Consider the following 17,356-nt stretch of genomic DNA (forward strand, 5'->3'; position numbering starts at 1 on the left):
GTCCAACAAAAGGTGGGTCATGGGCACAAGGATGAAAACACTCAGCCAACTGGCCCTGACCGCACGGGGCGGCGCAAACCCCGAGATCACCGGGCTTGCCGTTGATAGCCGCGAGGTCAAGGACGGCTACCTCTTCGCGGCCCTTCCCGGCACCCGCGTTCATGGCGGAGAGTTTATTCATTTCGCACTACGCATGGGCGCTGCAGCAATTCTGACCGACGCCGAGGGGGCTGAGATTGCAGCGGATGAATTGGCCGCATCGGACGCGGCGCTAGCGGTGGTCGAAGACCCGCGTCAGGCACTGGCCGGATGTGCCGCGCTGTGGTTCGGCGCTCAACCGCAGACGATTGTGGCCGTGACCGGAACCAACGGAAAGACCTCGGTATCGACCTTTGTTCGTCAGATCTGGATGGAGCTTGGGCACGCGGCGGTCAACCTTGGCACTACGGGTGTTGAGGGTGCATGGGCCGCACCGTTGGCACATACCACACCCGAGCCAATCACCCTGCATCGCTGCCTCGCAGAGGCAGCAGAGAACGGCATCACACATGCGGCGATGGAGGCGTCCTCGCACGGTCTGGAACAGCGCCGCCTGGATGGCGTGCATTTGGCCGCTGCGGGGTTCTCGAACTTCACTCAGGATCATCTGGACTATCACGAAACGTTCGAGGCTTATTTCGCCGCCAAGGCTGGGCTGTTCGACCGGGTTCTGCCGCAGGACGGGACCGTGGTCGTCAACATGAACGATTCCAAGGGCGCCGAGATCCGCAAGATCGCCGAAGCGCGCTGTCAGTCGGTTCTAACCGTCGGATCGGACGGCGCCGATCTGTGCCTGACGAACCAGCGCTTCGACTCGACCGGGCAGGACCTGCGCTTTTCATGGCAGGGCAAGGTGTTCCAGACTCGCCTGAACCTGATCGGAGGGTTTCAGGCCGAGAACGTTTTGCTGGCTTGCGGTCTGGTCATTGCCGCTGGTGAGGAACCTGAGCGTGTATTCGAAACTTTGCAGCATCTGGCAACCGTTCGGGGCCGTATGCAGTTGGCTGCGACGCGAGAGAATGGCGCAGCGGTGTTTGTCGATTATGCGCACACACCGGATGCGGTGGCGACGGCGCTCAGGGCGATGCGCCCGCATGTGATGGGCCGTCTGATCGCTATCGTTGGCGCGGGCGGGGATCGCGACGCCACCAAGCGCCCGTTGATGGGTCAGGCTGCCGCTGACAATGCAGACATGGTCTTCGTCACCGATGACAACCCACGCAGCGAAGATCCGGCGACCATCCGCGCAGCCGTTTTGCTGGGTGCTTCGGAGGCCACCGAAGTGGGTGACCGGGCTGAGGCCATCTTGCGCGGCATTGATGCGCTGCAGCCGGGCGATGCCTTGTTAATCGCAGGGAAAGGGCACGAGACCGGTCAGATCGTGGGCGATCAGGTCCTGCCCTTCGATGATGTGGAACAAGCCAGCATCAGCGTGGCCGCGCTGGACGGGAGGGTCGCATGACGCTCTGGACTGCGGCTGAGGCCGCTGAGGCCACCGATGGGCGCGCCACTGCCGATTGGGTGGTGAACGGCGTGTCGATCGACACAAGGACTCTCCAGCCCGGAGACCTGTTCGTGGCGCTCAAGGCCGCGCGGGACGGGCATGATTTCGTTGCGCAAGCCTTGGAAAACGGTGCCGGCGCGGCGTTGGTGTCCCGCATCCCTGAGGGCGTATCTGAAGGTGCGCCGCTATTGATCGTCGATGACGTTCAGGCCGGGCTTGAGGCGCTGGGGCAGGCGGGCCGCGCCAGGACGGGGGCGCGTGTCGTGGGTGTTACCGGCAGCGTCGGCAAGACCTCGACCAAGGAAATGCTGGCCACCATTCTGGAAACGCAGGGGAAAACCCATGCCAGCGTTGCCAGCTACAACAACCATTGGGGTGTGCCCCTGACATTGGCCCGAATGCCGCAGGACACCGAGTTTGCGGTGATCGAGATCGGCATGAACCACCCCGGAGAGATTGCCCCGCTGGCACGGCAGGCTCGCCCCCACGTGGCGCTGGTGACAACCGTGGCGGCAGTGCATCTCGAGGCGTTCGAGTCGGTTGCGGGCATCGCCCATGAAAAGGCCGCGATTTTCGAAGGGCTCGAAACCGGCGGTGCGGCCATCGTGAACGCCGATATCGATCATGCGGACATCCTGCGCCAAACGGCACAGGAACAAGGTGCCGGAATTGTGGATTTTGGCCGTAAGGCTGCTGATTACAATTTGACCCAGGTAACGCAAAGCACCGACTCGGTCCATGCAGGGGCAATAGTGGGCGACACGACCATCTCCTACGACGTTCAGTCCGCTGGCACGCATTTTGCAATGAACGCGCTGGGTGCTTTGGCGGCTTGTGTTGAGATGGGCGTTGATCTGGATGAGGCCATCGCCGGATTGCGCCAATGGTCTCCGGTCAAAGGGCGGGGCGTGCGCGTAACGTTGCCTTTGACATCGGGCGGGCAAATCGAGTTGCTGGACGATAGCTACAACGCCAACCCGACTTCGATGGAGGCCGCGCTGGATGTTTTGGCCGCATCACAAGGTGCGCGTCGGATCGCATTTCTGGGTGATATGAAAGAGTTGGGCGGGCAGGAGATTTCCATGCACGCCGGAATGGCCAATGTCGCGGCCATGACGCGTGTGGACCAGGTCCACTGCATTGGCCCGCTGATGAAAGCCTTGCATCAGGTTTTGCCCGAGGAAAAGCGCGGGCTCTGGTTCGAGACCAGCACCGAGATGGCAAAACACCTGCCGGAATTGATCCGCGCGGGGGATACGGTGCTGGCCAAGGGTTCGCTCAGCATGGCGCTGGCTCAGATTGTTGACGGTTTGCGGAAAATGGGGCAAGGGAGCGCGCTTGACCCATGATCGCCGCCTAGGAAAGGTATTGTAATGCTCTATTGGTTGACCGCCCTGTCGGACGGAGGGGATATCTGGAACCTCTTCCGCTACATCACGTTCCGTGCGGGCGGGGCCTTCCTGACAGCACTGATCTTTGGCTTCATCTTTGGGAAGCCGCTGATCAACGTGTTGCGTCGCAAGCAGGGCAAGGGGCAGCCGATCCGGGATGATGGGCCAGAGGGGCATTTTTCCAAGGCCGGTACACCGACCATGGGCGGTTTGCTGATCGTTGGGGCACTGGTGACATCGACACTGATCTGGGCGAGGTTGGACAACCCCTATGTCTGGATGGTGCTGTTCGTGACGCTGGCCTATGCGGCAATCGGCTTTGCCGACGATTACGCCAAAGTATCGAAACAGAACACCAAGGGCGTTTCCGGCAGGATGCGGATGGCGTTGGGGGTGATTATTGCGGTTCTTGCCTCGCTTTGGGCGACATTGCATCATCCCGAGGCGTTACAGAACCAACTTGCCGTGCCGGTCTTCAAGGATACGCTGGTCAATTTGGGTGTTTTCTACATTCCATTTGCGATTATCGTGATTGTCGGGGCGGCCAATGCGGTGAACCTGACCGATGGCCTGGACGGGTTGGCGATCATGCCGGCGATGATTGCGGCCTCGACCCTTGGGGTGATTGCCTATGCAGTCGGCCGGGTCGACTTTACCGAGTATCTGGACGTGCACTACGTGCCCGGAACCGGGGAAATCCTGATCTTTACTGCGGCGTTGTTCGGCGGTGGGCTGGGCTTTCTTTGGTACAATGCGCCACCTGCGGCCGTGTTCATGGGCGATACCGGGTCACTGGCTCTGGGCGGTGCGCTGGGTGCAATCGCGGTGGCCACCAAGCACGAGTTGGTTTTGGCCGTTGTGGGTGGCCTGTTCGTAGTCGAGGCGCTGAGTGTGATCATTCAGGTGCTGTACTTCAAACGCACGGGGCGCCGTGTATTTCTGATGGCGCCGATCCATCACCACTACGAGAAAAAGGGCTGGGCCGAACCGACAATCGTGATCCGGTTCTGGATCATCTCATTGATCCTGGCGATGATTGGTCTGGCGACGCTGAAAGTCAGGTAGTGCTCGGGTCAGGTTCGGCGGACCTGCGGTCCGCCTGCCACCTGTTGGACCCGGCTCGCGCTGATGCGCGAGCCTTTTGTCACTCTTGCCATCGGTAGTCCCATCTGCGCAGTGTGGCGGCCAATTAGACGTCAGAAAAGGTAGGCGGCATGATCCCGGTCAAAGGGTTTTCAGGGCAGAAAGTTGCGGTTCTGGGGCTTGGCCGATCGGGTCTGGCTACAGCGCGCGCGTTGCGCGCAGGTAAGGCCGAGCCGATCTGCTGGGATGACAATCCAGCCGCCCGTGAAAAAGCCGAGGCCGAAGGGTTCGCCTGCCTGGATCTGCTCCGCCACGGGGCGTTTGACGACATCGCCTCTTTGATCGTCTCGCCCGGTATCCCGCATCTCTATCCCGAACCGAATCCGGTGGTGGCTGCGGCGCTTGTAGCTGGGGTGCCCGTGGACAATGACATTGGGCTGTTCTTCCGGTCCTTTGCGGGGCCGGAATGGAACAACTATGACACTCCTCCGCGTGTGATCGCGGTGACCGGGTCGAACGGGAAGTCGACCACTGCCGCGCTGATTCACCATATCCTGACTGAAGCCGGGCGCGAGGCGCAGCTGGCGGGAAATATCGGGCGTGGTGTGCTGGATATTGATCCGGGCGGGGATGGTTCGGTCGTAGTGCTGGAGTTGAGCAGCTATCAGACCGAACTGGCCCGGTCGCTGACGCCGGATGTGGCGGTGTTCACCAACCTGTCGCCGGATCATCTGGACCGCCACGGCGGGATGGGGGGGTATTTTGCAGCCAAGCGACGCCTGTTCGCTGAAGGTGGCCCAGACCGCGCGGTAATCGGGATTGACGAAAACGAAGGCGCATTTCTGGCGGGGCAGCTGGCTGAAGGGCCGGCAGATGACCGGGTAATCCGCGTCTCGGTAGCGCGCAAACTAGCGGGGCCGGGCTGGCAGGTCTTTGCGCGCAAGGGGTTCCTGTCGGAATACCGCAAGGGGCGGCAGGCCGGGTCGATCGATCTACGCCAGATCAAAGGCCTGCCCGGCGCGCACAACCACCAGAATGCCTGTTCGGCCTATGCCGCCTGTCGCGCGCTGGGGCTGGCGCCGCGCGTGATCGAGGCCGCGCTGCACAGCTATCCGGGACTGCCGCATCGCAGCCAGATCATCGCCGAAGCTGATGGCGTGACCTATGTGAACGATTCCAAGGCCACCAATGTGGACAGCGCTCTGAAGGCGCTGACGGCGTTCAAGAAGATCCGGTGGATTTGTGGTGGGCTTGAGAAAGAAGGCGGTCTGGCGGCGCTGAACGGTGCGGCGGATCAAGTGCTCAAGGCCTATGTGATCGGGCGCGAGGCGGCAGGTTTTGCAATGCAACTTGAGGCTGAAACGCAGGTCTGCACAACCATGGAAGAGGCTGTCGCGCAGGCCATGGCCGATGCACAGCCGGGTGAGACTGTGTTGCTGGCGCCGGCGGCGGCCAGTTTCGACCAGTACGACAACTTCGAACAGCGTGGAGACGATTTTGCCGAACAGGTTCTGAGGCAGTTGGCGAACTAGTCATTTGCAATAGACCGCCGGTTGGGCCAAGCTGCGGTGCTATCAGCTTGACGCGCCATGACAATTACGTTTGGCTCCGGGCAAATTTAACACGAGGTCATGACTATGCCATTTCGTAAGTTTTCTCTGATCCTGCCTGCTATTCTGGTTGCGGGTGCCTGCACCAACACAGGGGCCAATTATCAGCCCATCGTTGATGGTCCGATCGGTCCGAACTACAACGTCGATCTGCAGCAATGCCAGCAGCTTGCCGCCTCGCAGGCCAGCGTTGATGGAAGCACTGCCGGGAATGCGGCAATTGGTGCAGCAGGTGCCGCAGCGGTTACCGGGATCGTTCAGGACAGCAGCGACAACCTCGGTCGCGCGGCTGTTGCGGGAGCCTTGGTCGGTGCCGGAGCGGATGTGATAAACAAGAACCAGAACAAAGAAGTCATCGTGCGCAACTGTATGCGTGGCCGTGGCTACAACGTCGTCGGCTAACGGGTCGCGATTGCACTTCCGGCGGCGTGGCCAGAGGACCACGCCCACTGGAAATTGTATCCGCCCAGCCAGCCGGTGACATCCACCGCTTCACCAATCGCATAGAGGCCGGGGACATCCCTGGCCTCCATCGTTTTTGACGACAGGCCGTCAGTGTCGATCCCGCCCAGCGTGACTTCGGCGGTGCGGTATCCTTCGGTACCCGAGGGCACAAGCTGCCAGTTGGACAGCGCTGCGGTCAGCTTGGCCAGCCCGGTGTCGGACTGGTCAGCCAAGTTACCCGACATGGGAATGTGTTGGCTCAGATAGTCCACCAGCCGTGCGGGCAGGTGGCGGGCCAGCTCGGTGGTCAACGCCTTGCGCCCGCTGCTTTGCCGCTGTTCGCGCAGCAGGTCGAACAGGGGCAAGTCGGGGATCAGGTTCACCCGGATCGCCTCGCCCTCATGCCAATAGGACGAGAGTTGCAGTACTGACGGGCCGCTGAGGCCGCGATGAGTGAACAGTAGCGCCTCGTCAAAGCTGGTACGGTCGTTCGACAGGCGCGCGGGCAGAGATACGCCCGAGAGGTCCTTGAATTTCCCATCCGAGAACGTGAACGGCACCAGCGCCGCGCGGGTCTCGTTCATCTGCAAACCGAACTGACGGGCGATATCATAGGCCAGCCCGGTCGCGCCCATTTTTGGGATCGATTTGCCGCCCGTGGCCAGCACCAAATTGGCGCAGGTCAGGCTGAGGCGCTGGCCCTCGCGGTCAACCTCCAGCACGAACCCAGACCCGGTCTTTTGCAGGTCCTTCACCTCGGTCCGCACCCACAGCTCGGCCCCGGCGCGCTCCATCTCGGCCAGCAGCATCTGGATGATCTGTTTCGACGACCCGTCGCAGAACAACTGCCCCAGCGATTTTTCGTGCCAGGCGATGCCATGGCGCCCGACAAGATCGACGAAATCCCATTGCGTATAGCGTGCCAGCGCGGATTTGCAGAAATGGGGGTTCTGCGACAGGAAGTTAGCCGGTCCCGCATACATATTGGTGAAATTGCAACGCCCACCGCCCGAGATGCGGATCTTCTCGCCCGGCGCCTTGGCGTGGTCGATGACCAGCACGCGGCCACCGCAATGGGCAGCACACATCATACCGGCTGCACCGGCGCCAAGGATAATCGTGTCATAGGTCATGTGCAGCGCATGGCGTGAATTGGCTGGGATGGCAAGTGGGGCCTGTTTAACGGACGGACGGGCTTTGTGATAAACTCCTGCCGTCAAAGAACCGAAATATGCCCAATGCAGAGGAGGGCCCCCCGATGATCATGCGAATTTTCCAAGTCACAGTTCGATCCGGCAAAGAGGCTGAATTCTCGAAGTTTTTCCACGAGACTGCGATCCCTTTGATGCAAAGCACCGATGGCATTGTTCAGGTTCTGCCGGGCGCTCCGCGGACCGACACACCGCGCGAGTTCAGCTTCGTGATGATTTGGAGCAGTTTGGACGCGCTGAAAGCCTTTGTCGGCGACGATTACCAAAGTCCGCACATTGATCCGGCCGAAGCCGAATTGGTCGAGTCCAGAACGATCAAACACTACGATCTTGTTGCCTAGGCGATCCGAAACTTGGGGCGGAGAGCCTTGAATTCAAGCGGTTGGCCTTAGGGCGCTAATTTCCGCAACCGGCCTGTCATTCTGCTAGCCCAAACGCCAAAATCCCTGTAGAGTCTCAGTCAGACCCCGAAAACGGGGCGTTAACGAGGCAGATAGTGGCGGTATCTCATGACTGAGATGGTGTATGGCGCGGTCCAGGACCAGCGCGGCGAACCGATTCTTCCAAAGTGGTGGCGGACGATTGATCGCTGGACGATGTCCTGTGTTTTAATCCTTTTCGTCATCGGGTTGTTGCTGGGACTGGCCTCATCACCGCCGCTGGCCGGGCGCAATGGATTCGATCCGTTCCATTACGTCGAGCGGCAGGCCCTCTTCGGCGGGCTGGCGCTGATTGCGATGCTGCTGACCTCGATGATGTCGCCGACGCTGGTACGGCGTTTGGCGGTACTGGGTTTTCTGGGCGCCTTCGTAGCATTGGCCTTTCTGCCGGTATTCGGCACCGATTTCGGCAAGGGCGCGGTGCGCTGGTACTCGCTGGGGTTTGCCTCGCTGCAGCCCTCCGAATTTCTAAAGCCCGGCTTTGTTGTCGTGGCCGCATGGCTGCTGGCCGCGTCGCAGGAGATCAATGGCCCTCCGGGGCGGTTGTGGTCTTTTGCGCTGTGTATGGCCATTGTCGGCATGCTGGTGTTGCAGCCTGATTTCGGTCAGGCCTGTTTGATCCTGTTCGGTTGGGGCGTAATGTATTTCGTGGCCGGGGCGCCAATGTTGCTGTTGGTGGGAATGGCCGGAGCGGTGGTTCTGGGCGGTATGTTTGCCTATTCGAACTCGGAGCACTTTGCCCGACGGATTGATGGATTTTTGAATCAGGAAGTCGATCCAACCACTCAGATCGGCTATGCCACCAACGCCATCCGCGAGGGCGGCCTGTTCGGCGTGGGTGTGGGCGAAGGGCAGGTGAAGTGGTCTCTGCCCGATGCACATACGGATTTCATCATAGCCGTTGCGGCTGAGGAGTTCGGCTTGATCCTGGTGCTGATCATCATCGCGCTGTACTCGATCATCGTGGTGCGTTCGTTGCTGCGGTTGATGAAGGAACGCGACATGTTCATCCGACTGGCGGGCACCGGTCTGGCCTGCATCTTCGGCGTGCAAGCGATGATCAACATGGGCGTTGCGGTGCGCCTGCTGCCTGCCAAGGGTATGACGCTACCGTTTGTCAGCTATGGCGGTTCGTCGCTGATCGCGGGTGGTATTGCGGTCGGGATGCTCTTGGCGTTTACCCGCACCCGCCCACAGGGTGAGCTTGGTGATATTCTGCGCGGACGAGGTTGATGACCAAACCCTATCTACTGATTGCGGCGGGCGGCACCGGGGGCCATATGTTCCCGGCGCAGGCCCTGGCCGAGGCAATGTTGCAAAAGGGTTGGCGCGTGCGCTTGTCCACCGACGCGCGCGGCGCGCGTTATACCGGTGGATTCCCGCACTCGACCGAGATTGTCGAGGCCTCCTCGGCCACTTTCGCCCGGGGTGGTCTGGCTGCGAAAGCACTTGTGGGGCCGAAGATTGCCGCTGGTGTGACCGGCATGGCTGTTCAGTTGATGCGGGACCGCCCGGATGTGGTTGTGGGCTTTGGAGGTTACCCGTCGATTCCGGCGCTGGGCGCGGCGACGATGCTGAAAATCCCGCGCATGATTCACGAGCAGAACGGTATTCTGGGTCGGGTGAACCAGTTGTTCGCGACCCGCGTGTCACAAGTGGCCTGCGGTACCTGGCCCACTGATCTGCCCGAGGGGGCCAAGGGTATCCATACCGGCAATCCGGTACGCGCCGCGGTGTTGGAGCGAGCAGCAGCTGGCTATATCCCGCCGGGTGATTACCCGATGTCTGTCTTGGTAATGGGCGGCTCGCAGGGCGCGCGCATCCTCAGCGACGTGGTGCCGGGCGCGATTGCTGCTTTGCCGAACGAGCTGCGAAATCATATCCGCGTCGCTCATCAGGCGCGCGACGAGGACGGAGAGCGGGTTACCGCATTCTACGCCGATCACGGCATCCGAGCCGAGGTTAAACCATTCTTTCAGGATGTCCCCCGGCGTATGTCCGACGCGCAGTTGGTCATCAGCCGCTCGGGCGCGTCCAGTGTCGCCGATATCTCGGTGATCGGTCGGCCTGCGATCCTGATCCCGTTTGCTGCGGCCGCAGGCGACCACCAAACTGCCAACGCACGTGGACTGGTACAGGCGGGTGGGGCGATCATGATCCCTGAAAACCTGCTTGACGTTTCCGCGCTGACCGAGCAAATCACCGCAGTTCTGACAAACCCCGAAGCCGCACAAAAGATGGCCCATGCCGCTCTCTCGACCGGCGCGCCGGACGCGACCGAGCGTCTGGTTCATCTCGTCGAAGACCTGGCGCAGAAGGAGACCGCATGAATCCTGCAACCAAACTGCCGCAAGACGTAGGGCCGATCCACTTCGTAGGTATCGGAGGAATCGGGATGTCGGGGATTGCCGAGGTGCTACTGAACTTGGGTTACCGGGTACAGGGATCAGACCTTAAGGCCTCGAAGATCACCGATCGTCTGGCCGGTTTGGGGGCCGAGATTTTCGTGGGGCAACGTGCGGAAAATCTGAAAAACGCCGCCGTTGTTGTGGTGTCGACCGCGATTAAACCCGGCAACCCGGAATTGGATGGCGCCCGCGCGCAAGGCCTGCCGGTGGTGCGCCGTGCCGACATGCTGGCCGAACTGATGCGCCTGCGTTCCAACATCGCCATCGCCGGAACCCACGGTAAGACCACCACGACCACGATGATGGCCGAGCTGATGGTGGCGGGTGACTTTGACCCGACCGTAATCAATGGCGGGATCATCCACGCTTACGGCTCGAATGCGCGGATGGGGCAGGGCGAATGGATGGTGGTCGAGGCCGACGAATCCGATGGCTCGTTCAACCGGCTGCCCGCAACCATTGCAATCGTCACCAATATCGACCCCGAGCATATGGAGCACTGGGGCGACTTCGACAAACTGCGCGACGGGTTCTATGAGTTCGTCTCAAACCTGCCTTTTTACGGTTTGGCCGTGTGCTGTACCGACCATGCCGAAGTGCAAACACTGGTGGGCCGCATCACCGACCGCCGCGTGCGCACCTATGGCTTTAACGCTCAGGCCGACGTGCGGGCTGTGAACTTGACCTATAAGGGCGGCGTTGCCCATTTTGATATCCACCTGCAATACGAAGACACGGTGATTGAAGGTTGTACCCTGCCGATGCCGGGCGATCACAACGTCTCGAACGCGCTGTCTGCGGCTGCGGTTGCCCGTCATCTGGGTATGAAAGCCTCAGAGATCCGCGATGCATTGGCCAATTTCGGCGGTGTGAATCGCCGGTTTACCAAAGTGGGCGAGGTTGATGGTGTCACTATCATCGACGACTACGGCCACCACCCGGTTGAAATCAACGCGGTGTTGAAAGCCGCGCGTCAGGCGACTGAGGGCCGTGTCATCGCCGTGCATCAACCGCACCGATACTCTCGGTTGCACAATCTGTTTGACGAGTTCTGCACCTGTTTCAACGATGCAGACGTGGTCGCCATCGCCGAAATCTTTGCCGCTGGGGAAGACCCGATCGAAGGCGCATCCCGTGATGATCTGGTGCAGGGTCTGATCCGTCACGGCCACCGCCATGCCCGCGCGCTGTTGGATGAAAACGATCTGGAACGACTGGTCCGCGAGCAGGCGCGTCCCGGTGACATGGTCGTTTGTCTGGGAGCCGGGACAATAAGTGTCTGGGCCAATGGTTTGCCTGCGCGGTTGCAGCAAAAACAAGCCGTTTGACGCAATGGACTTTCAGGCGGCGCAACTATAAAGTGTGGCGTCGCAACGTCCTCGGAGGGGCAGCAGGTGTATTCAGTTGTGTTCGCATCCATGTGGGTCGTGGCCGCGACATTCGTGGCCATGTTGCCGATGCGGTTGCAATTTCCTCCGGGCATTTTGCTGCTGATCTCTGCGCCTGTTTTGATCGCCTGGCTGGGTTACGACTACGGCTGGTTCCTCTCGGTGCTGGCCTTCGTCGGCTTTGTGTCCATGTTCCGCAACCCGATCCGGTATTACTGGCGTCGCTGGTCGGGTAGGGAGATCGAGGAATGAACTGGTCCATCGCCCTTGCCGCACTGTGGGGGATTGCCGCGAATGTGCTGGCGATGCTCCCAAGCAAAGACAATCACTGGACGCGCGCCTATATTCTGGTTGCGGTTGGTATCCCGATATTGGGCTATGTCACTTTGCAGAACGGCCCGTGGGTCGGGCTGCTGGTTCTGGCTATGGGCATGTCGGTGCTACGCTGGCCGGTTATTTACCTGACCCGTTGGACAAAGGCGAAAATGCAGGGCATGAAGGCGACCAACAAGTAACGACCGCATTCAGGAGTTTACGCCATGGTCGACGTCGCCATATTCGCCTATCTACCACTGATTACGCTGGTCCTAGGGGCCGTGGCGGGCTTCGTTGCGGGGCGCTGGATAGGCCTCAAGGGTCTGCTGTTGCTGATCGGGCTGACCTCTGTCGTTTCGCTGGTACTCATCGTAATGCTGGCAGGCGTCGGCTCCGGCGAAGAGGAGCAGGCCTTTGGTCTCTTCATCTGGCTGACCGGAGCGGTCCTGCCCTTCCTTTTGGCGGTCATAGTGGGCGGGGTCGGTGGGCGTAGCCTGGCTGCAAGAGCAAACACATGATCAATTCGACCGAAGTCAGGGGGCGCCTGACGCAGGCCAGATCTCTGAACGACCTGACCTGGCTGCGTGTAGGCGGGCCGGCAGATTACCTGTTCCAGCCCGCTGATATCGAGGACCTGCAGTGTTTCCTGCGTGACCTACCCGCAGAGGCCCCGGTTTTTCCCATGGGCGTCGGATCGAACCTGATCGTGCGGGATGGTGGTCTGCGCGCCGTGGTGATCCGTCTGGGGCGCGGGTTCAACGGTATCACGGTTGAGGGTAACACGGTTACCGCAGGTGCAGCCGCGCTTGATGCGCATGTCGCGCGCAAGGCGGCGGATGGGGGCGTGGACCTGACTTTCCTGCGCACCATTCCCGGCTCGATCGGCGGCGCGGTGCGGATGAACGCGGGCTGTTACGGTAGCTACACCGCTGACGTGCTGCGCAAGGCCACCATCGTCACACGGCAGGGAGAGGTGGTGGACCTGACCCCTGACGACCTGAACTTTCGCTACCGGCAATCCGACCTGCCCGAAGGGGCGGTGTTGGTTTCCGCGACGTTCGAAGGCCCCTCGGGTGACCCGCAGGACCTGCACGACCGCATGACGGCGCAGTTGCAGAAACGCGACGAGACTCAACCCACCAAGGACCGCAGCGCCGGGTCGACCTTCCGAAATCCGGCCGGGTTTTCCTCGACCGGGCGGGCGGATGATGTGCATGACCTCAAAGCCTGGAAGGTGATCGACGATGCGGGGATGCGCGGAGCGACGCTGGGCGGGGCGCAGATGAGCCCGAAGCACTCGAATTTCCTGATCAATACCGGCACCGCCACTGCCGCCGACCTCGAAGGTCTGGGTGAAGAGGTGCGAAAAAAGGTTTACGAAACAAGCGGCATAACGTTAGAGTGGGAAATCATGCGGGTCGGTGATCCGCTGACAGAATAAAGCCCCAACCGTCAGACCATAACAGGCAAATTCAGGCGACGGATCAAAGGCATAACACAGTACGGACCACCACATAAGGTCCGGGGACATTGAGGCGCACGAAGTGGGACTGTCGAGCAGGACAAACCCCAAAGTGGCGGTATTGATGGGTGGCCCCTCGGCAGAACGCGAGGTGTCGCTCAGCTCTGGGCGCGAATGCGCAGCCGCCCTAAGGGGAGAAGGCTTTGAAGTGGTTGAGCTGGACGCAGGTCCCGATCTTTACGCGCGCCTTTTGGACATCAAGCCGGATATAGTTTTCAACGCTCTGCATGGCCGCTGGGGTGAGGACGGCTGCGTGCAGGGCCTGCTGGAATGGATGCGCATTCCATACACCCATTCCGGCGTGCTGGCCTCGGCCCTGGCGATGGACAAGCAACGCAGCAAAGAGGTGTTTCAGGTCGAAGGCCTGCCCGTTGTTCCCAGCGTGATCGTGTCCAAGGTCGAGGTAATCAAGGTCCACGTGATGGAACCGCCTTACGTGGCCAAGCCGAACAACGAAGGGTCCAGCGTTGGTATCTATATCGTTCACGAAGGCTCGAACGGTCCGCCGCAGCTGTCGGACGAGATGCCTGATCATGTGATGGTCGAGAAATACGTGGCTGGCCGCGAGTTGACCGTGACCGTGATGGGCGACCGTGCCCTGACCGTGACCGAGATCATGACAGATGGCGGCTGGTACGACTATGACGCCAAGTACAAGCCCGGCGGATCGTGGCATGTGCTGCCCGCGGATATCCCGCAGAACATCTTTGACCTCTGCATGGATTACGCGCTGCGCGCCCACAACGCACTCGGGTGCGAGGGCGTGTCCCGTACCGATTTCCGCTGGGATGACAGCATGGGGGCCGATGGGCTGTTCTTGTTGGAAACCAACACGCAGCCCGGCATGACGCCGACCTCGCTGGTGCCGGAACAGGCCGAGCATCGCGGCATGACTTTTGGTCAGCTTTGCGCATGGATGGTGGAGGACGCCTCGTGCAACCGCTGAGAGCCACCCGCGCGCCGGTGATCCACCGCTCGAAACCGCTGGCCGGGCCGGATGCCGATTTCGCGTCAGGCGACCACCACGATGTCGAGCCGAAACTGCGCCTGCGCGGGGCAAAGCTGTTTGGGCGTAAATCGCAGCGGTTCGATCCGGCCCCCTCGCGGATGAGCTATCGCCTTCAACGTTGGATGCTGACGCCGGGCGTTCGTCGAGGGCTGAAAGTCGGCCTGCCAATAGCTGCGGTCTGTGCTGCCGTCGGGCTGTACTTCAGCGCGGAAGACCGGCGTGAGGCAGTGGTGGCCTATGTCAACGACATCAAGGCCTCGATCCAACAGCGCCCGGAATTCATGGTCAACCTGATGGCGATTGATGGTGCAGGAACCAACCTGTCCGAAGATATCCGCGAGGTTGTGCCGCTGGATTTCCCGATGAGTTCCTGGGATCTGGATGTCGAACAGATCCGCGACACGATCACCGGACTGGATCCGGTCAAGTCCGCCTCGGTCCGCGTCCGCCCTGGCGGTATTCTTCAGGTCGATGTGGTCGAGCGGAAGCCGGTCATCGTCTGGCGTACACGCGGCGGGATCGAATTGCTGGACGAAACCGGCGCGCATGTTGAGCGGATCGCGTCGCGCAAGGATCACTCTAACCTGCCGCTGATCGCGGGCAAGGGCGCGGATGCGCATGTGGGCGAAGCGTTGCAACTTATGGCAACCGTACGCAGCCTTGGCACCCGGGTGCGGGGCTTGGTGCGGATCGGCGAACGCCGCTGGGATCTGGTTCTGGATCGCGGCCAACGCATCATGCTGCCAACCGAGCGTCCCGTGCGCGCGCTGGAGCGCGTGCTGGCGGTGAACGAAGTGCAGGACCTTTTGGAACGCGACGTGGCGGTGGTGGATATGCGCCTTGGGCAGCGTCCGACCATCAGAATGACCAAAGCTGCCAGCGAAGACTGGTGGAATACAAAAGTGACAGTGGGCAACGGGCAGTAACGACCATGATGACCGATCTTTATCAGTCCCAACGGGCCATGCGGCAGATGCGCAGACAGGCGATGCAACGCGGTGTTGTCGCCATTCTGGATGTTGGCAGTTCCAAGATCGCCTGCCTTGTGCTGCGGTTCGACGGTACCGGCCGATTGAGTGAGGACAACAGCATTGGATCCCTGGCCGGTCAGACCGGGTTCCGGGTGATCGGCGCGGCGACCACGCGGTCGCGCGGCGTGCAGTTTGGCGAAGTCACCGCCATGCAGGAGACCGAACGCGCGATCCGAACGGCTTTGCAGGCGGCACAGAAGATGGCTGATATCCGGGTGGATCACGTGATCGCCAGTTTTTCGGGTGCGAATCCGCGGTCGTACGGTCTGGACGCTCAGGTCGATTTGGAAGGACAAGTGGTTTCCGAAGCCGAGGTCGGTCGCGTGCTGAACGCCTGCGACGTGCCGGATTACGGCGTAGGGCGCGAGGTGCTGCACGCCCAGCCGGTGAATTTCGCGCTCGATAACCGTTCGGGCCTGATCGATCCGCGCGGGCAGATGGGGCAGTCGCTGGCGGTCGACATGCACATGCTGACCGTCGATGCGGTCTCGATCCAAAATATCGTGCGCTGCATCAAACGCTGCGATCTGGAATTGGCAGGGATTGCAAACTCGGCCTATGTGTCGGGCATTTCCGCGCTGGTCGAGGATGAGCAGGAATTGGGCGCGGCTTGTATCGATATGGGTGGCGGTACAACCAGCGTGTCGATTTTCATGAAGAAACACATGATCTATGCCGATTGCGTGCGCATGGGCGGCGATCACGTGACCGCAGATATCTCGATGGGGCTGGGCGTTCCAGCGGCTGTGGCTGAACGGATCAAAACCTTCAACGGTGGTGTTCACGCGACCGGTGCCGATGATCGGGATCTGATTGATATCGGAGGCGATACCGGCGATTGGGAGCATGACCGCCGCACCGTCAGCCGGGCCGAGCTGATCGGTATCATGCGTCCGCGCGTTGAAGAGATTCTGGAAGAAGTGCGCGTGCGTCTGGATGCGGCCGGGTTTGAGCATATGCCCAGTCAGCAGATCGTGCTGACCGGTGGCGGTAGTCAGATCATGGGGCTTGATGGCCTTGCAACTCGTATATTGGGCCAGCGTGTCCGTCTGGGTCGCCCGTTGCGTGTTCACGGTTTGCCACAATCAGCAACCGGACCGGGGTTCTCATCGGCTGTAGGGCTCAGCCTGTTCGCCGCGCATCCGCAGGACGAATGGTGGGATTTCGAAATCCCGGTCGACACCTATGCTGCGCGACCCTTCAAGCGTGCCATGCGCTGGTTCCGTGACAATTGGTAAACGGGCAGGGGTCGCGGCGTTGATCGCCCTCGCCCCTTTCGCTGCACATGCGCAGACCCGCATCACGCCCGAAGCTTTCCTAGCCGCGGTTCAGGGCAAGACGGTCACATTCGTCGACTACCCCAGCGGTTTTCTGGTGGGTACCGAGGAATTCCTCAGCCCCACTTTGTCAGTTTGGCGGATGGAAGGGCGAGGTTGCGTGTACGGACAAATCACCACGCCGAACGGCCAGATCTGCTTTTTGTATGATGACGATCCGGATGATGTGCCGGTTTGCTGGTGGCCCTTTTTGCACCAAGACCGCCTGATGGTTCGACTGGCTAGTTTCAGCCGCCGAGAAATTCAAGAGGTGCGCAGCATCACCGAGGACGGACTAAATTGTCCAAGTGTCCCTATTGGCTAAAGAAATGGGTTGCGGCCCGATGTTTTATCCCGCAAGATATCCACAAGGCCCGTCAGAGGTCTCGCGGCAGGACTTGAGCAGTTTTCCGCATCTTGAAATTCGGTCGAAACCCCAAGTGACGTGCATGTTGGCTGCGGCGCATGCGTCGCTTGCCTTGTGGTGGATTGAGTGTTTTCCGCAACATCTGGCATTCAATGCGAAATACCGCTGGTTGCTGCCTTATTTCCTCCATATTTTGTGGATTTTGGCGATTTTTGGCGTGACCTTTGCGGTTTGGATCGGTAGGATTGTAAGCGGATAGGTAAGAAAAACACCGCTTT

The 17,356-nt window shown here is 60.7% G+C and carries 19 protein-coding genes; 18 read left to right on the top strand and 1 reads right to left on the bottom strand.

The window, feature by feature from the left end:
• The first annotated feature begins 19 nt into the window (after positions 1-19).
• The 5 genes from AC2FEE_RS02710 to AC2FEE_RS02730 all read left to right on the top strand — a co-directional run bounded on the left by AC2FEE_RS02710 (position 20) and on the right by AC2FEE_RS02730 (position 6,029).
• The gene (locus AC2FEE_RS02710; protein ID WP_496862888.1) at positions 20-1,501 is read left to right on the top strand and encodes a UDP-N-acetylmuramoyl-L-alanyl-D-glutamate--2,6-diaminopimelate ligase; all 1,482 of its coding nucleotides are present in this window, start codon (positions 20-22) and stop codon (positions 1,499-1,501) included.
• On the top strand, positions 1,498-2,892 hold the full coding sequence (locus tag AC2FEE_RS02715) for a UDP-N-acetylmuramoyl-tripeptide--D-alanyl-D-alanine ligase (protein ID WP_496862889.1): 1,395 nt from the start codon (positions 1,498-1,500) through the stop codon (positions 2,890-2,892). The genes AC2FEE_RS02710 and AC2FEE_RS02715 overlap by 4 nt, the downstream gene beginning before the upstream one ends.
• Positions 2,893-2,916: 24 nt before the next feature.
• The gene (mraY, locus tag AC2FEE_RS02720; protein ID WP_496862890.1) at positions 2,917-3,999 is read left to right on the top strand and encodes a phospho-N-acetylmuramoyl-pentapeptide-transferase; all 1,083 of its coding nucleotides are present in this window, start codon (positions 2,917-2,919) and stop codon (positions 3,997-3,999) included.
• Positions 4,000-4,148: 149 nt separating this feature from the next.
• Positions 4,149-5,549 carry a UDP-N-acetylmuramoyl-L-alanine--D-glutamate ligase gene (murD, locus tag AC2FEE_RS02725; protein ID WP_496862891.1) on the top strand — a complete coding sequence of 467 codons (1,401 nt, stop codon included), beginning with the start codon at positions 4,149-4,151 and terminating at the stop codon, positions 5,547-5,549.
• Positions 5,550-5,648: 99 nt separating this feature from the next.
• Positions 5,649-6,029, top strand: coding sequence for a glycine zipper family protein (locus tag AC2FEE_RS02730; RefSeq protein ID WP_058274332.1), 381 nt, complete (start codon positions 5,649-5,651; stop codon positions 6,027-6,029).
• On the opposite strand, the gene AC2FEE_RS02735 is transcribed toward AC2FEE_RS02730, so the two are convergent.
• Positions 6,026-7,204 (bottom strand): BaiN/RdsA family NAD(P)/FAD-dependent oxidoreductase, encoded by a 1,179-nt coding sequence (locus AC2FEE_RS02735; protein WP_496862892.1) that lies wholly within the window; start codon positions 7,202-7,204, stop codon positions 6,026-6,028. The genes AC2FEE_RS02730 and AC2FEE_RS02735 overlap by 4 nt on opposite strands.
• 125 nt (positions 7,205-7,329) lie before the next feature.
• Between AC2FEE_RS02735 and AC2FEE_RS02740 the strand changes: the two genes are divergently transcribed.
• The 13 genes from AC2FEE_RS02740 (at position 7,330) to AC2FEE_RS02800 (ending at position 17,337) form a co-directional block, all read left to right on the top strand.
• Entirely contained in the window at positions 7,330-7,623 is a 294-nt protein-coding gene (locus tag AC2FEE_RS02740) for an antibiotic biosynthesis monooxygenase family protein (RefSeq protein ID WP_496862893.1), read from the top strand.
• Between the two features lie 168 nt (positions 7,624-7,791).
• The gene (ftsW, locus tag AC2FEE_RS02745; RefSeq protein ID WP_496862894.1) at positions 7,792-8,955 is read left to right on the top strand and encodes a putative lipid II flippase FtsW; all 1,164 of its coding nucleotides are present in this window, start codon (positions 7,792-7,794) and stop codon (positions 8,953-8,955) included.
• Positions 8,955-10,052 carry a UDP-N-acetylglucosamine--N-acetylmuramyl-(pentapeptide) pyrophosphoryl-undecaprenol N-acetylglucosamine transferase gene (locus AC2FEE_RS02750; protein ID WP_496862895.1) on the top strand — a complete coding sequence of 366 codons (1,098 nt, stop codon included), beginning with the start codon at positions 8,955-8,957 and terminating at the stop codon, positions 10,050-10,052. The genes ftsW and AC2FEE_RS02750 overlap by 1 nt, the downstream gene beginning before the upstream one ends.
• Positions 10,049-11,458 carry a UDP-N-acetylmuramate--L-alanine ligase gene (murC, locus tag AC2FEE_RS02755; protein ID WP_496862896.1) on the top strand — a complete coding sequence of 470 codons (1,410 nt, stop codon included), beginning with the start codon at positions 10,049-10,051 and terminating at the stop codon, positions 11,456-11,458. The genes AC2FEE_RS02750 and murC overlap by 4 nt, the downstream gene beginning before the upstream one ends.
• A gap of 66 nt (positions 11,459-11,524) precedes the next feature.
• On the top strand, positions 11,525-11,770 hold the full coding sequence (locus tag AC2FEE_RS02760; protein WP_496862897.1) for a DUF2484 family protein: 246 nt from the start codon (positions 11,525-11,527) through the stop codon (positions 11,768-11,770).
• Positions 11,767-12,033 carry a DUF2484 family protein gene (locus AC2FEE_RS02765; RefSeq protein WP_480592959.1) on the top strand — a complete coding sequence of 89 codons (267 nt, stop codon included), beginning with the start codon at positions 11,767-11,769 and terminating at the stop codon, positions 12,031-12,033. Before AC2FEE_RS02760 ends, AC2FEE_RS02765 begins: the two co-directional genes overlap by 4 nt.
• A gap of 24 nt (positions 12,034-12,057) precedes the next feature.
• Positions 12,058-12,351 (top strand): hypothetical protein, encoded by a 294-nt coding sequence (locus AC2FEE_RS02770; RefSeq protein ID WP_496862898.1) that lies wholly within the window; start codon positions 12,058-12,060, stop codon positions 12,349-12,351.
• Positions 12,348-13,274, top strand: a complete 927-nt coding sequence (gene murB, locus AC2FEE_RS02775) for a UDP-N-acetylmuramate dehydrogenase (RefSeq protein ID WP_496862900.1) — start codon at positions 12,348-12,350, stop codon at positions 13,272-13,274. The genes AC2FEE_RS02770 and murB overlap by 4 nt, the downstream gene beginning before the upstream one ends.
• 103 nt (positions 13,275-13,377) lie before the next feature.
• Positions 13,378-14,301 (top strand): D-alanine--D-alanine ligase, encoded by a 924-nt coding sequence (locus tag AC2FEE_RS02780; RefSeq protein WP_496862902.1) that lies wholly within the window; start codon positions 13,378-13,380, stop codon positions 14,299-14,301.
• On the top strand, positions 14,289-15,290 hold the full coding sequence (locus AC2FEE_RS02785; protein ID WP_496862903.1) for a cell division protein FtsQ/DivIB: 1,002 nt from the start codon (positions 14,289-14,291) through the stop codon (positions 15,288-15,290). Before AC2FEE_RS02780 ends, AC2FEE_RS02785 begins: the two co-directional genes overlap by 13 nt.
• Before the next feature lie 8 nt (positions 15,291-15,298).
• Positions 15,299-16,633 (top strand): cell division protein FtsA, encoded by a 1,335-nt coding sequence (gene ftsA, locus AC2FEE_RS02790; RefSeq protein WP_496863029.1) that lies wholly within the window; start codon positions 15,299-15,301, stop codon positions 16,631-16,633.
• On the top strand, positions 16,620-17,036 hold the full coding sequence (locus AC2FEE_RS02795; protein ID WP_496862905.1) for a hypothetical protein: 417 nt from the start codon (positions 16,620-16,622) through the stop codon (positions 17,034-17,036). Before ftsA ends, AC2FEE_RS02795 begins: the two co-directional genes overlap by 14 nt.
• Positions 17,029-17,337: a hypothetical protein gene (locus AC2FEE_RS02800; protein ID WP_496862906.1), complete on the top strand. Its 309-nt coding sequence runs from the start codon at positions 17,029-17,031 to the stop codon at positions 17,335-17,337. Before AC2FEE_RS02795 ends, AC2FEE_RS02800 begins: the two co-directional genes overlap by 8 nt.
• Positions 17,338-17,356: the final 19 nt, after the last annotated feature.

Source organism: Ruegeria sp. YTSC199 (genome assembly GCF_059609725.1).